The sequence below is a fragment of the Paenibacillus sp. 7523-1 genome (assembly GCF_002276415.1).
In the GTDB taxonomy this organism is placed as follows: domain Bacteria; phylum Bacillota; class Bacilli; order Paenibacillales; family Paenibacillaceae; genus Paenibacillus; species Paenibacillus illinoisensis_A.
Window position 1 is genome coordinate 318,840 of sequence record NZ_NPBR01000017.1, and the last position, 15,021, is coordinate 333,860.

The following is a 15,021-nucleotide window of genomic DNA, read 5'->3' on the forward strand; positions in this document are numbered from 1 at the left end:
CTTATTTATTGAATTTTCAAACGAATCACGTTCCAGGAAGCCTTCGCCAGACTTGCCGTAACCAGGGTGCCTGACACTTCTGCCCCGCCGCGGTTATGTGGAGCCACCCGATTCGGCTGTGCAGCCGTATTCACGGCTTTGAGGTCATCACTTTCCAGTACGATATGCTCCAGCAGGCTGCATTGTCCGAAGCTGCGCAGATCGACTTCAAGCTGCAGAGAATCTTCCAGGTGACGGTTCACGGCAAATACTGTTACTTCACCCTGCTCTTCATTATGCACCGCAATACCTTCCAGGTACGGCACGTCCGTAATTTGCTTCGTATCATACTTCGCTGAATGAATTAATGGCACAAGTGCTGTTCCACGTCCAAAGACGGAAGCGTGCATAAACGGATAGAAAATGGTCTGTCTCCAGGCAGCACCACCTGTGTCCGTCATGATCGGCGCGATAACGTTGACCAATTGTGCGAGACAGGCCATCTTCACGCGATCCGCATGCTTAAGCATGCTAATCAGCATACAGCCTACAAGCAGCGCGTCTTCATGGTTGTATACATCCTCCAGCTGCGGGGGTGCAATTTGCCACGGATCCAGCTTCCTGTCACTTTCATTGGAATGATACCATACGTTCCACTCATCGAAAGACAGATACATTGTTTTCTTGCTGCGCTTCTTCGCCTTGATGTAATCACAGGTTGCCATGACGGTCTCAATAAACCGATCCATCTCCAGCGAACGCGCCAGGAACGTAGGCGTATCATCATCCGCGTTGCCATAATACTGATGGAGTGACAAGTATTCCACATGATCATAGGTATGATCCAACACAGTTGCTTCCCATTCTGGGAACGTTGGCATGCCCAGTGACGAACTTCCGCAGGCAACCAGTTCAATAGTTGGGTCAGTCCATTTCATGACTTTCGCTGCTTCAAGCGCAACCCGTCCATATTCTTCTGCCGTTTTGTGACCGATCTGCCATGGACCGTCCATCTCGTTACCCAAGCACCAGGTTTTGACCGCATGCGGCTCCTTGTAACCATGCTTGATCCGCAGATCACTATAATATGAACCTTCCGGATGGTTGCTGTACTCCACGATGTTCCGGGCTGCATCTACGCCCCGTGTCCCCAAATTGACGGCCATCATGACTTCGGAATTCGCAAGTTTGGACCAATCCACGAACTCGTTGAAACCGAATTCATTGGTCTCAATGGTTCTCCAAGCCAGCTCAAGTCTGCGTTTACGTTCTGCAACGGGACCTACGGAATCTTCCCAATTGTAACCGGATACAAAGTTACCCCCAGGATAGCGTACAATCGGCACCTGCAGCTCCTTGACCATCTCCAGCACATCCGTGCGGAATCCCGCTTCGTTCGCAGAGGAATGCCCCGGCTCATAAATACCGCCATATACGGCACGTCCGAGATGCTCAATGAATGAACCGTATAAGCGTTTATCGACTGCACCAATCGTGAAATCCTTGTCTACCGTCATTTTTGCTTTTACCATCGTGAAGTTCAGCTCCTTAAGATTAATAAAAAAATTAATTGATAATCTATGGATCAACGTTCATATTTATATTAAAATCGATTACAACCCTAATTTCAACCTGAATTTTTAAAAATGTTATTCTTTTTGATGGATTTATGTTTAACTTAATTCTATATTCAATAATGGAGGAACCCCATGATTAGAGCAAATACGGATGCCGAATGGCTGCCCTTATACGAAGCACTTGCCAGTGAAGTGCGCTTGCAGATTATACGACTTGTTGCCGAGAACCCGATGAACGTAAAAGATATCGCCGCCTCACTTGGGCTAAGCAGTGCTATTGTAACGATGCACGTTCGCAAGCTGCAGAATGTCGGCATCATTCAATCCAAAATGGTCCGCAAGGACGGCGGTACCCACAAAATGAACAGCCTTGCGATCGACTGGATCGGCATCTCCATGCCACAGGATACCGGTATGTCGAACAAGGTGCATGAGGTTGCTATACCTGTCGGGCACTATACCCATTTTGACGTGTATCCCACCTGCGGCCTGGCTACAGTCAATCATGTGATCGGACAATATGATGACCCGCGGTACTTCCTGGATCCCGAGCGAATGCACGCTAATATTCTCTGGTTCGGACACGGATTTGTGGAATACAAAATTCCAAACTACCTCTTATCTGGACAGCAGATCAACTCGATTGAATTATCGCTGGAGATCGGTTCAGAGGCGCCTTCGGTCAATCCCAATTGGCCCTCCGATATTACCTTTATGCTCAACGGAATACAGGTCGGTGAATGGACTAGCCCAGGTGATTCGGGGAATGGCCGTGGCGTATTCACGCCAGACTGGTGGAGTGAAAGTGTCAATCAGTACGGCATGCTGAAAGTGCTGCGGATCACGCAGGAAGGTACATTTATTGATGGGCAGCGTGTCTCTGAAGTAACACTCTCGGATATTCCGGTCGAGCGCAATCAATGGACATTGCGATTGTCGGTAGAAGAAGATGCCCAGCATGTAGGAGGTCTTACCTTATACGGTGAGGGATTCGGCAACTATAATCAGGATATACTGTTCCGTCTCTACTACCAGGATTAGAGGTCTCAGAAAATACAAAAAACCTTCCATCTGCCTATTCGGCGATGATGGAAGGTCTTTTTGCTGTATCCACATTTTTTTGTTCTCATGATACACATTTATTCTACGAGAGCTCAAAACTGGCCTTTACTGATCTTACAGTGCACTCCCGCCATACAGGAAGCGATATTCCCAGTGCTTGCCCGAGATGTCGCTGGTCGTTACTCCGCCACCAGCATTGGAATAGGTGTGCAGTATTTTTCCGTCGCCAAGATAGATTCCGACATGCGTAATTCTTGCCGTAGACTTGTTCACCCCAGCATATGAGGAAGCTTTCGTGCCTTTATAAGACATAAAGAACATCAAATCTCCACGCTTGAGTTTTTTCCAATCCGTCTTAACAGAACCTTTGCCTTTTACATAAGTTCCCTGCTGGCGTGAATCTGCAGGAAGCTTGACTCCAAGTGCATCGATAAATGCCTGGCGGACAAAGCTGGAGCAATCGAACGTAGCCGTACTGTTTCTGCTCGCTCCGAACTCATAAGGCGTGCCCCAATATTTCATGCCAGCAGCAATAACTTTCTCCACAGCGGCGCTGCCTGTTACAGAAGTGCTGCTGGAACCCGATGTTGTTGTGCTGCCGCTAACGGCTTTGGTGTATTTAGATGAAGAGGATATGTATCCTGTCCGGTTGCTTGAATCTTTTACTTTATACCATGCGGATCCAGATTTCTGAAGTACGGTAATGGTTTCCCCTTTGCCCACCATACGAACAACACTCGCAGAAGATGATGGTGAAGTACGCATGTTAACTCCCCAGATCACTTTCAGCTTGGCATTTTCGGCTGTTGCTGCGGATACCGGTGCCGTTAGTGCTCCTGTCGTCAGACTTCCCATCAGCATCGTTGCTGTTAGACTTGCGGTAATGATCTTACTTTTCCAGTTCATGATGTCGTGTTCCCCCTGATGTTACAGAATTTTAACCTGGCTTCGTTCTCTCCGGGCTTGCCCCATTGTAAACGGGCTGTCCATCGTGATCATCAGACCAAAGTCCTGTATTCACCTCAGGCTTATTGAGCACTAAGGATCAGGAGTTGAACCAGCATCAACATGAATAACTGCATGAATATTAAGCAATTTCTAAAGGTTAAAATATTGTAACTATTTGATAACACTTCGTTTCCAGCTATTACAGCCCGTTCAATGAACCAAATCAGATGATAGGTCAATAGACCTACTTTTAAAATCACATATTCCATAAGTGGTAAACATTACTACTCGCAAAAAACATTAGAAGCAGCGTCAATTCGCCTATTTTGTACCAAGTGGTTTCCAATGATTGCTCTCTTCTGCCTTACTTTTAACAGGTCACGTCCAGCTCAGGGTACAAAAAAGACTGTTACTTATGACGCTGCTCGCGCCTGAAGTAACAGTCTCTCGTATGTTTGTTCTATACTTTGAATTTATTGATCTGTTCTTGCAATTCTTCGGCCATATTGGAGAGAGAACCAGCCGATGACGCAATCTCTTCCATGGAAGCTAGCTGTTCTTCGGTTGCCGCAGATACATTGTGCACCCCGCCTGACGCTTCTTCAGCAATATTGGAGATCTGATCCACATATCGAACCACTTCATCCGTACTTGCTGACATTTCTTCCGATCCGGCAGATACTTCCTGAATTTCACCTGCGACCTTGTTGACTGCTTCTGAGATTTGCTCAAAGGCTTGTCCTGCCGCAGTTACCATCTCTATTCCGGCTTCTGTTTCACTACTGTTCACTTTTACGGCCTGTACCGCATGGTTCGTGTCATTCTGAATGAGCTGCACCAGGTCCGTAATTTTCTGTGCGGATTCCGATGATTCTTCGGCCAATTTACGAACTTCTCCGGCAACAACGGCGAAACCTCGTCCGTGTTCACCTGCACGTGCGGCCTCAATCGCAGCATTCAATGCGAGAAGGTTGGTTTGACGAGCAATATTGTTGATGACCTCCGTAATGCTTCCAATCTCTGCAGAACGTTCTCCAAGACCGGTTACGAGTTCTGTTAGTGAAGCAATGGACGTACGTACCGATCCCATTTGATCCACAGCCTGCTGGATAATCATATTTCCTTCAGCCGATTGATTCGCTGCATCTACAGCCGATACGGATACACTCTGAGCAAGCTCTGCAATCTGTTCTGAACCAATGGCCATTTCGCTCATCGCCTGCGAAGAACGTTTCACGATATTCACCTGGTCAGATGTGCCCACAGCGAGCTGTTCCACAGTTGCGGAAATTTGCTCCGATGCTTGCGTATTTTGCTCGGCACTCGCCAGCAGTTCTTCCGAAGAAGCAGCTACCTGCTCGGAAGTCACGGAAACGGACTGAATCATTGCACGCAAGTTACCCGTCATGGTATTGAAGGAAGCAGCCAGCGTGCCCAGTTCATCCTTGTTTTTCAGCGTGATCATTTCACCCGTTAGATCACCGTTTGCAATCAGCATTGCCGATTCGTTCATCTTCTGAATTGGTCTCGAGATGATACTTGCAATGAAGAAAGCGATAAAGACGGCGATCAGGAAGGCAATAATCGTTACCACTAAAATGATAATAAAGGCGCTATTTGCTTCGTTCAATGAATCCGCTGTGGCTTGCCCTGCTAATTCATTACTCATCGTAATCAGCTGAGCAATAGTATCATTGGCTGTATCCCATAATAGAAATGCCTCTGAATGCAGCCTGCTAGCTTCATCAAAGTCGTTAGCCATACCTCGTTCGACAAATCCAGACATTTTGGCCAAGTAGGCATCATAGTTCGTACTGAACGTATCATATAGCGCCATGGCCTCATCGCTGCCCTTGACTAACTCAATAAGCTGTTTACGCTCGTCTTCAATCTTGATTTGGAGCTGCTCTAAAGATTCACTTATCTCTGCGATTGAATTCTCATCCGTCTCAACAATGGCTGCAAGAGCCTGACGCTCCACGTCTGAAACATCGCCATTCATCGTACCTAGCAGGCTCACGCTTGGCATCCACGTCTGATCGATCTCTTCAGAAGTATTGGACATCCCTTGAATCTGAATCAAAGCATAAGTGCTTACGAAGGCAAGCAGAGCTACCACAACCAGAAACCCAGCCAACAATTTCATCCGAATGGTCAATCTCATTTTCCCTAACGCGTTCCCCCGCGTGCTTTTCATGTTCCCCACTCCCAACTTGGCCATAAACCAAACCAATACGTATGAATAGTATATCGACATCTATCGACATGAATTGTAGATATTTGAGGTTTAATTTTCATAAATTTCATGTAACTTCGTCCTTAAAACCAAAAAAAAGCCTCAAGTCTTTGGCCCAGCCAAAAACTCAAGACTTTAATGTATATATCGCCCAACCCCTCGTCCCCACATCATAAACGCTATTCTAACGGAAAACTCTCCGATGGATATGGATAAAGAAATCAGGAACCGACTTTGTATAGTTACGCGTCGTGATCAGAATGACACTGACCAAACTGCCCAGAATGAAACCGCCAAGAATATCTCCCGGATAATGCACACCTACATATACACGCGATACCCCGGTCAGCACGGCCAGCAGCAGCATCCAACATCCGAAACGACGTCCGATGAAAAACGAAGCGGCAGCAAGTGCAAAGACAAAGGAAGCATGCTTGCTTGGAAAAGATGGATCCGGCACATGCGGCACCAGCTGATGTACATTCCCTTCCACAAATGGCCTTGGATGACCAACGGCTGGTGAAATGCCCCACTTGGCAAGAACAAGAGCCACAATAGATGCTACACATGCATAAAAGACAATACGCTGCTTGGCCGGATTACCCAGAAACCAGACAATAACCAGAAGGGCTATCATAATCCACACGGCATATTCTGCTGAAGTGATCATAAACCAGTCCAGAAGCGGAACCCGGTCCGCAAACTGGTTGATCCAGTTAAAAACAGATTGATTCATAATTGCGTTCATACCTCCATGACATAAAACGTGATTCGTTTTTACACTATAATACCCACCAACTATTTGTCAAACAATGCACCGACTGACCGAATATTCGAAATCAAAGGGGACATTTCTCTTACTTTTTGTTAAAATAATTTGGGTTACATATCAGTTCAACAATAGAAAGGTGAAGATTATGCTTAAAAAATGGTTATTGGGGACAACCCTAACCCTGGCGCTTGCCGTAACAGGTGTCCTCGTATATTACGGATATTCCATTGTACATTTTGCCAATAGCATCTCAACCGCTTCAGGTACTTCCTCATCGTCTACATCCAATCCTCAGGCAGACCCTGGTACAGACACTACTACAACACCAATTCCCAAGTGGGAAGGAAAGGAACGCGTAAACATCCTGCTTCTCGGGGGTGACTCCAGAGGTGATGATGCAGGGCGCTCAGATTCGGTCATGGTGGCTTCCATTGATCCGGTGTCCAAACGGGCACATTTATTCTCTGTCCTGCGAGATACATATGTGGATATCCCTGGGCATGGCAAAAGCCGGCTTAACGCAGCTTTTTCCTACGGGGGCGCTGAATTGACCAAACAAACGGTAAGCAATCTGCTTGGCATTCCGATTCAGCATTACGTATACACGGACTTCATTGGCTTCATGGCCCTTGTCGATGCTGTAGGTGGCATTGATATTGATGTAGAAAAAGACATGTACTACACCAGCAAAGCTGACAAACATATGTATGATATTGATCTCAAAAAAGGACTTCAGCATATGGACGGCAAAACGGCCCTCCAATATGTTCGTTTTCGGCATGATGCCACATCGGACTTCACGCGCACCGAACGGCAGCGAATCTTCATGACCGAGCTTGCCAAGAAGCTGCAAAGCACTACCTCCCTCTTCAAAATTCCGGAGATCCTGGAGGCGGTTGCCCCTTATATCGAAACAGACCTCAGCCCTACGCAGATGCTGAAGCTGGCCTCGCTCGGGTTTGACATTAATGCTAATGAAGTGGACAAACAACAGATTCCACCTAATAAATTGTTAACCAACGAGCTTGCGGGTTCCGCTCAGGTTCTGGGCGTGGATAAAAATAAACTCCAGGCATTCATTCAAAATTTGTTCGAGGAAGATGCTCAGGCAGAGCAACAATAAATAGAAAAGCGGCGGCCTTTGGGGTCGCCGTTTTTCTATCCTATTTTCACCATTTAATCTCCTCTTAATGTTGAGATAGTACCCTTTAATGATGTTGTGTATTGGAAGGAGGTGGGCCATCTTGGGTAAACCGCGTATAGAAGAGTGGACGCAGCTGCGCGGGATCGCGTTTCTTGCCATCGTCATGCAGCATAATATCGCGGAATATATCTATCGTTCAGATATTGAACAACCGGATTCCGTCATGCTGACCATGATCTATCATCTCACCAGGTTCGGAACGCCAACCTTTGTCTTTTTGTCCGGTGTGATGCTTTTTTATCATCATCGTCAGGTCAAGCCGGAATACCGTCCATTCATCCGAAAACGATTTGGGGATATTTATGTCCCCTTTGTTCTCTGGACACTGATCTACTGGCTGTCTGTTCGCCTTTTCACACCTGCATTTTGGCTCTCGGGCACGCCGGATGTCCACAGCTTGATCCGCGAGCTTTTCATCCCTCAGACAGGATATCATCTCTGGTTTGTCATTATGATTTTTCAGTTTTATGTGTTATTTCCTTTGTTCCGGCTCGGGGTTCAATTCGTGAACAGCCAGCTTACCAAAATCACCAGAATAACCCGCATGCATTCCGTTCTATTGCTTGTTCTGCTTGCAGCAGGAATGTATAGCTTGCTAATGAAGTGGTCCTATTACGACATGGCCAGCTGGACAGCAGCCCTTGCGAAGCCCTGGTCGACATTGCTGGAGTATCGTTCCTACTCCTGGGTGATGTACTGGTTCTATTTCTTACTTGGGGCAGTTTGCGCTTGGGCTGTAGACACTTGGAGAAACTGGACCATTCGTGCACTCCCATGGATGATCAGTCTTTTTATTGGCATGTACTTCTGGCTGGGTTACGATGTGCTCAGAGGGTCTGGGGATGTAGTTAATCTTAATATATCGACATATCTGAAACCGACAACGTTCATTATTATTATCGCGCAGATGTTCATGTTATATGGATTCCTTGTCCTATTACGAGGCAAAACAACAAAATTTCTGAGTGCGCTCACCTGGATCGGCCGCTATTCGTTCGGTGGATATCTTGTGCATGCTCTGGTTATCTATGCGATCGCCTATTTCACCAGACCACTCCAGCTTGGCGGCTGGCATCTGCCCGTAACCTTGCTGTCATTTCTGGTGACAGCTGCCACAGCGCTGGCCATTAGCTATGGACTATCCCGATTACCGGGTTCCCGTTATACGGTTGGTTTACAGCGTAAGAAGAGCAGGAACTTGTCTGGTAAAGGATCCGATTCTGCAGAGCCTCGGCTTAAAGCCGGACCAGTTACACCACTGAGTGCAAGGCGTTCTTCCGAAACAAGCTAGAAGGCTGATCACGTTGCATAATCTAGTAAAGTAAACCTCAGTCAACCTCGTTATATACCTATGATGACGAGAAATAGGGCGCCTGTCTTCCAAGGAAGACAAGGCGCCCTGCATATACATAAATTATTCTGACTCGGTCGAAGCCGGATGCCCCGGTGCTTGCTCCCGCGGAACCGGATGTACCCCGCCCTTGCGGTTCACGAGCCGCTGCAGATCACCCGTCAACTCTTCCTTCAGCTTGTCAATGAGCTGTGCTTCACTAATCCCGTGTGCTTTGGCAACCTCAGCAAGAGACTTGCCACTTTTTAACTGCTCATGGAGCTGTTCCGGCGTAATGCCGATAAACTGAGCAATCGCCTTGTGGTTCAAGGAAGGATGTTTTCTACCATGACCTGCAAACTCCCTACGCAGCTCTCTAAGCGGGGTATTGATGACCTTTTTCAACTTTTCATCCATGCCAGCCTTGGCTGCCGAGACCTGTTCCTTGGTTAAGCAGCCTTCTGCAGCAGCTTGATCCAGACGTTTCACTAGGGATGGTTTAAGCTTCTGTAACAGCTGCTCTTCGCTTAGACCTTTGCGCTCCTTGGCAATCTGGCTCAATGTCTTGCCTAGCTCCATCTGCTCCTTCAGATCTCGGAGTCCAATGCCGAGCAGATCGGCAGTTTCACCAATCATAAATAATCCATGGCTTGCCTGCATGCAAGGTTGTTTGTCATGCTGGGAAGCTGCCGGATTTGTCATTCCGGTGCTGTCAGGCTTTTCTGCCGCACTGGCTGAGGCAGTATTTCCCGTTGCTGCTAATATGAGCATGGCTGCCAAACTGCTTACAAGCCATGTTTTCCATGGGTGCTTCATATTTGTTTTCCGCCTTTCGCATGTCGAAATACTGTGGTCTACACCTAGTTTGAGCCTAATCCACCTGTTTTTATCCCATAAAAATACAAAAAGTCATCAAATATTTCACAATTCATCACAAAAGATCCTATTTTTTTCAATTCATATCCGCTATACTGGGTATAACTCCATGATCTAGTCGAATAGTCCTTAATTATTTTATTGTGGGAAGGGCGTAAACAAACGATGCGGAGAGAATGGCTTGATCCGTTTAGATCCGATTTGGAGGTGGTGTTCGCTGCTGCCGAGCAGCTGGTTCAGAACTATCCTGAATCCCTGTCAGAACATGCACTGAAACAACTTCACTCCATTAATCCCCTGTTACGCGATTCAGGTCACAGCTATATTGGCTACATTATTCCGCTCTGGATGCAGATTTCAGACGGACTCCCTCCACAGACTGCACACAAGTTAAGCACGGCCTGTCTGATTCATATGCTGTATTTTCTCAATCAGGATGAAGTGATGGATGAACGTCCTGACGACAGCACATTGAAGTTATCCTTGGGTAATTTATACTACATGGATGCTTTGCGTATCTACTCGGATTTATTTTGCCCGTCTTCCCTGTTTTGGACGTATTTCAGACAATATGTAACGGACTGGGCTGTTAGTGTTAACGGCGAGAAGTCGCTGGATTACTTCAAAGAAAACCCACTTCTAATCGCCCAAAAGGCTGCTCCCCTTCAACTGGGAGCTGCTGGTGCTCTTCTTTTACTTGAACAAAAAGACCGAATTGTTGCGGTGTGTTCTGCTGTTAACATCGCACTCATGACCCTCCAGATGACAGATGATTTCAATGACATGGATCAAGATGCTGCGCAGGGAAATTATAATAGTTTCCTTTCTCATATTTCTTCTGCTCTACAACTAACTTATCCTGAACAGCCGCTAAGCGAGCGTATCCGGGATAATATGTACAGCACACCAATTATGTACTCTTATGTAGACATAGCTTACCGATATCATGACATATTGGCATCGTCTAACTCAGGCATTCCGCACCTATTGTCCTTTAATACGCATTTATGTCAAACACTTGTACAAGCTGTCGAGGCAATCAAGCAGCATAAAAAAATGCTTCATCAAGGCGGGTTTCATTACTGGATCAGTGAACATGCCTTAAACCCACAAGGGAAGTCATGACACTGTGAAAGTTCATATTCTATATTAAGAAGGGATTGTTGAACGATGATGGTATCTGAGAGAACAATGCATGAGGATATTATTGAAAAGGCCTGGACCGATGAACATTTCAGACAACAGCTGCATTCCAATCCAAAGCAGGCACTTCGCGATGCATTCGGTATTGATATTCCCGACAACGTCAAGATCCGTACAGTAGAAGAACAGCAGAATGATTATGTTCTTGTCATTCCACCCAATCCCTCCAAAGTGAATTATGACGTGAATTGCGGACCTTGGAGAACCTAAATACCCAAATTAATGGCTCAGGGCCAACATTACAGGTAAAGGGGTAGAGGACAAAAAAGCTGTCTATCTTCTGCCAGTCCGTCAATCGACGAACTCGGCAAAAGATACGACAGCTTCCGTTCCTACCCCTTTTGTGCTTGTAAATGAGATCTCGCCATGCATCGCTTCCACAATTCGGAAGGTTACCATCATGCCAAGCCCTGTTCCCTTGATCTTGTTGGAAAAGTAGGGCTCTCCCAGGCGGACCAAAGCTTCCTCATCCATGCCTTCCCCGTTATCCCTCACGTGCACTTTAATTATTCCATCCTGGGCATAGGCCCATATATCAATCTGACCTTGATCCTGCAAAGCTTCAATACTGTTTTTAATAATATTAATAAAGGCCTGTTTGAACTTGGAGGAGTTGCCACGAATCCAGAGGTCTGGCGGAATATCCGTTGTTATTTTACCGCCTTCCAGATTGGCCATTGGCACCAAGATCCCTTCAATATGGGTAAACTCTTCAGCAATATTAAGAGAAGCGATATGATCAAACTCCGGTTTGGCAAACGTCAGAAAGTCCGTAATGATCCCGGATGCCCGGTCAAGCTCCTCAAGGGCAATTCGCACATACCCCTTGTTTTTGTTGTCTTCCTGTTCGGTCATCAGCTGTAAAAACCCTCTGGTCACCTGTAGAGGATTGCGAACTTCATGTGCAACCGAAGCGGCCAGTTCACTAATAATCTCCATCTTCTCGGATCGCTGCAATTCATTGTTGAACAGCTCCAGTTCCTTGGAGTATTCAATCACCTGTCTATGCTTTTCCGCAAAACGACTGCCCAGAATGGCAATAAGCGCTATGATAAAAGCAACCATCGACCACTTCCACCATATGAGATGATACGTGCCGTTACGCTGATAGTACCATAACAATTCCGCTACACTGATGAGCGCAAACGTACTGTATCCTGCAGCCAGCAGTATCGCTTCCTTGTTTCTCCTTAGTGCCTGGGATATGGTGCCAATCATCAGTAATGTCAGCAGAATCACCAAAATGACGCCGATTGCCTTTTGAACCAGAAATACATAAAGTACGTCCCATTGACCGCTCGAGATGAAATACAGGAGCAGCGCAATGATTGCAATACCGGAATACAAGAGCTGGAATTTCCTTAACTTCGTGAAAATCCCATATGGACCCGCCCCAATAATCTGTTCGAAAAAATAACATAGTGCAGGCATTCCCGCCATCATTGCCATATCGAACAATATGGAGTACAGATCCCCGTAAATCTGGTAGAACGTATACAGAAATTGTGAATACGTAATGATCATCGTTCCGATGGAACCCATGACAACACATAACGAGACCCATAATCCCTTATGGAATTTACCAAAGAAGAATGTGCAGCTGAGCATGGTCATGGCTGTAAACAGAAAGGTTGCCCCTAAGATGACATCCAACAAACCATTATGAATATATCTCTCCTGCAGATTGGTGTATCTGCCTACCTCCACCGTCCCGAAGATTCCGAGTCGGCCGTTGGTATTTTCAGTCCATATATACAGCTGCTCACCTGAATTTTCGATAGATAGAGGCAGCAGTACCGCATTGTTGTCATAGTTATAATGATAGTTCTCATACACCTTGCGATCCTGAAGATAGATCACAATATGCTGACCTTTAATATTTTCAAAACGAATGGCAGAATTATCCTCACTTAGTTGTGGAATGGTCAAGCGAGTCCATAGTGACTCCGTAGAAGGATTCACCTTGTTGTAATCCGGCTTCTCCAACCCTTGCCGCTCCCAGACCTCATCAGGTCTTCTCACTTCGCTGATAAACCCCTGATCGTGTTCATTTCCCCATTTTACTTCCCATGTCGTAATGGGGACAGGACTGTTATCTTCCTGTACACCTGCCGCACCTACTCCCTGCGGCCAATACATGATGAATAACAGGCTGATCCATAGGACGATGATCGCTTTGGGCACATTTTTCATTCACAGCACCTCAAAGTTCATATTTTGAGCATTTAGCAACATCCAAAGATGCAAAATGCTGAATCTATCCCCTAACTCTATCATTTATGATTCGCCATGATTTAACGTGTCACCTTCTAATGGCAAACGAAAAAATTCACATTTTAGTTCAACTATATATTTATTTCCATTTTATAACGAGGGAATCCAGTTATCCCTTGCCTTACCCGCGCAAATCTTCGAACTGGTTCTCAATCATTTCCCGTTCCGTTCGTTCATAGGCATTCCGAAACTTCAGCCACTGCTCCGTTTCCTCATCCTCATAAATCGTCCATATATCCGAAAAAAGAAAATCACGCAACTGGACAACTTGTCCGGCCCAAATGCCACCGACCCAGAATAAACCGTCCGGTCTGCGAATGACTGTACGCGAAAAGCCGGGCGTAGATGCCTTTTGTCCAATTCGGATTCGAGTGATCATATTGCCAAGTGTAAACCATTCCAACTGGAATCCCTCCCTATTTCATCATGCTCCATCATAACATAGGCCTTGCTCGAAAGCTGTACCAGCTGCTCTACGATTCAATTTGCTTCTAGGGGTGTAATGGTTCCTCAAAGCAACCATTCACCTATTAAGGAGATGATTTAAATGAACGAGCCACACAAAACGGTAGAAGTAGAACGGAAAGACATTCAGCAAAAATCGGATTCCAGCATGGTCGCCTCCACTTTTATTAAATATGCGGCTTATGTACTCATTTTCTTCGGCTTCCTATACTTTCTCGTCAAATATGTATTCCCTAAATTTTAATCATTCATATTCGGTGCAACCCAGGGAATGCTAACACGTGCAGGATTACAACGTTTATGGTTTGGGTAACTACGGGGTAAGAACCTTAGAAAATATCAGCACACTAATACATGCAGTCAATCACATTTAATTCCTGAAAGGAGCTGCTACTTATGACAGACCGACCGATTAGTAATGACGAAAGTGACCGTTATTATGACCGATATCAGAGGTTCCGCGATATTCCGCCCGAAACGGAAGTACCCGCGGGCGATATGGATACATTTGACGAAGTTTCCGGAAGACGGATTGAAACTGATGAAACGGACTTGCCTCCTGTAGCTGCAACGACAGTAGAGGATGAAGAGCTCGAATCACGTTTGGTAGAGCCTGCACTGGAATCTGTTCCTGATGCCGATCTGCTGCAGCCGAATAGCCCGGTTGACCCGGCTGCACCTGATCCGGACGCCCTTCATGGTACTGATCTTCTCAACGGTGCGGGAGCCGATGCCAAACCGCAGGACGACATTCTTCCACGAGGTTAGGACTGGCAAACTCCCTTGCGTCGTAAATAAGGAGGTGCAGCGTAATGAAGGATGACCACCATAAGCATGCCCAGACGCCGGATAATCTGGTGACCGAACGGGACATCGATCCTGATTTCGGGCTATTTACGGAAGATTCATTTCCGGATGCTCTGGAAAAAGAGGATCAGCGTGATGCTGTTGAGCATGCCATTCCGAAGGAGAAATCCGATTCTGAAGAATGATACACCTTTTCTATGAAATCGAGCAGGCTGAACATTAGGGAAATCTCTCATGAAGAGGTTTCCCTTTTTTTAATGTATATTACTTGCCCACATATATAGTCAT

15 protein-coding genes are annotated in these 15,021 nt (G+C 46.2%); 8 read left to right on the top strand and 7 right to left on the bottom strand.

The genetic code is table 11. The features are described 5' to 3' along the window. Positions 1-5: 5 nt before the first annotated feature. Entirely contained in the window at positions 6-1,511 is a 1,506-nt protein-coding gene (arfA, locus tag CHH60_RS19995; RefSeq protein WP_095360779.1) for an arabinosylfuranosidase ArfA, read from the bottom strand. Between the two features lie 177 nt (positions 1,512-1,688). Here arfA and CHH60_RS20000 point away from each other — a divergent pair, with 177 nt between their 5' ends. After that, positions 1,689-2,597: an ArsR/SmtB family transcription factor gene (locus CHH60_RS20000; protein ID WP_095360780.1), complete on the top strand. Its 909-nt coding sequence runs from the start codon at positions 1,689-1,691 to the stop codon at positions 2,595-2,597. A 135-nt stretch (positions 2,598-2,732) separates the two neighbouring features. On the opposite strand, the gene CHH60_RS20005 is transcribed toward CHH60_RS20000, so the two are convergent. The 3 genes from CHH60_RS20005 to CHH60_RS20015 all read right to left on the bottom strand — a co-directional run bounded on the left by CHH60_RS20005 (position 2,733) and on the right by CHH60_RS20015 (position 6,538). Next, a complete protein-coding gene (locus tag CHH60_RS20005) occupies positions 2,733-3,524 on the bottom strand; it encodes a C40 family peptidase (RefSeq protein ID WP_095360781.1) in 792 nt (263 codons plus the stop codon). 502 nt (positions 3,525-4,026) lie between these two features. Beyond that, positions 4,027-5,763, bottom strand: coding sequence for a methyl-accepting chemotaxis protein (locus CHH60_RS20010; RefSeq protein WP_441339404.1), 1,737 nt, complete (start codon positions 5,761-5,763; stop codon positions 4,027-4,029). 223 nt (positions 5,764-5,986) lie between these two features. Continuing rightward, entirely contained in the window at positions 5,987-6,538 is a 552-nt protein-coding gene (locus CHH60_RS20015; protein ID WP_176476138.1) for an undecaprenyl-diphosphatase, read from the bottom strand. A gap of 181 nt (positions 6,539-6,719) precedes the next feature. On the opposite strand from CHH60_RS20015, the gene CHH60_RS20020 reads away from it, so the two are divergent. After that, positions 6,720-7,697, top strand: coding sequence for an LCP family protein (locus tag CHH60_RS20020; protein WP_095360783.1), 978 nt, complete (start codon positions 6,720-6,722; stop codon positions 7,695-7,697). Between the two features lie 121 nt (positions 7,698-7,818). Further along, complete coding sequence (locus CHH60_RS20025) at positions 7,819-9,069, top strand: acyltransferase (RefSeq protein ID WP_095360784.1); 1,251 nt, start codon at positions 7,819-7,821, stop codon at positions 9,067-9,069. 123 nt (positions 9,070-9,192) lie between these two features. Here CHH60_RS20025 and CHH60_RS20030 read toward each other — a convergent pair whose 3' ends face one another. Then, entirely contained in the window at positions 9,193-9,924 is a 732-nt protein-coding gene (locus CHH60_RS20030) for a hypothetical protein (RefSeq protein ID WP_095360785.1), read from the bottom strand. 225 nt (positions 9,925-10,149) lie between these two features. Here CHH60_RS20030 and CHH60_RS20035 point away from each other — a divergent pair, with 225 nt between their 5' ends. Together CHH60_RS20035 and CHH60_RS20040 are read left to right on the top strand one after the other, a co-directional pair. Continuing rightward, positions 10,150-11,109: a hypothetical protein gene (locus CHH60_RS20035; protein WP_095360786.1), complete on the top strand. Its 960-nt coding sequence runs from the start codon at positions 10,150-10,152 to the stop codon at positions 11,107-11,109. A 45-nt stretch (positions 11,110-11,154) separates the two neighbouring features. Continuing rightward, positions 11,155-11,397 (top strand): NHLP leader peptide family RiPP precursor, encoded by a 243-nt coding sequence (locus tag CHH60_RS20040; protein WP_095288899.1) that lies wholly within the window; start codon positions 11,155-11,157, stop codon positions 11,395-11,397. Positions 11,398-11,478: 81 nt separating this feature from the next. On the opposite strand, the gene CHH60_RS20045 is transcribed toward CHH60_RS20040, so the two are convergent. Both CHH60_RS20045 and CHH60_RS20050 read right to left on the bottom strand, forming a co-directional pair. Next, positions 11,479-13,380, bottom strand: coding sequence for a sensor histidine kinase (locus tag CHH60_RS20045; protein WP_095360787.1), 1,902 nt, complete (start codon positions 13,378-13,380; stop codon positions 11,479-11,481). Positions 13,381-13,582: 202 nt separating this feature from the next. Continuing rightward, the gene (locus tag CHH60_RS20050; protein ID WP_095288897.1) at positions 13,583-13,864 is read right to left on the bottom strand and encodes a hypothetical protein; all 282 of its coding nucleotides are present in this window, start codon (positions 13,862-13,864) and stop codon (positions 13,583-13,585) included. Positions 13,865-14,008: 144 nt separating this feature from the next. Between CHH60_RS20050 and CHH60_RS29910 the strand changes: the two genes are divergently transcribed. The 3 genes from CHH60_RS29910 (at position 14,009) to CHH60_RS20060 (ending at position 14,918) form a co-directional block, all read left to right on the top strand. Next, entirely contained in the window at positions 14,009-14,170 is a 162-nt protein-coding gene (locus tag CHH60_RS29910; RefSeq protein WP_164764231.1) for a hypothetical protein, read from the top strand. 152 nt (positions 14,171-14,322) lie between these two features. Beyond that, a complete protein-coding gene (locus CHH60_RS20055) occupies positions 14,323-14,694 on the top strand; it encodes a hypothetical protein (RefSeq protein WP_095360788.1) in 372 nt (123 codons plus the stop codon). Positions 14,695-14,738: 44 nt separating this feature from the next. Continuing rightward, on the top strand, positions 14,739-14,918 hold the full coding sequence (locus CHH60_RS20060; RefSeq protein ID WP_095360789.1) for a hypothetical protein: 180 nt from the start codon (positions 14,739-14,741) through the stop codon (positions 14,916-14,918). Positions 14,919-15,021: the final 103 nt, after the last annotated feature.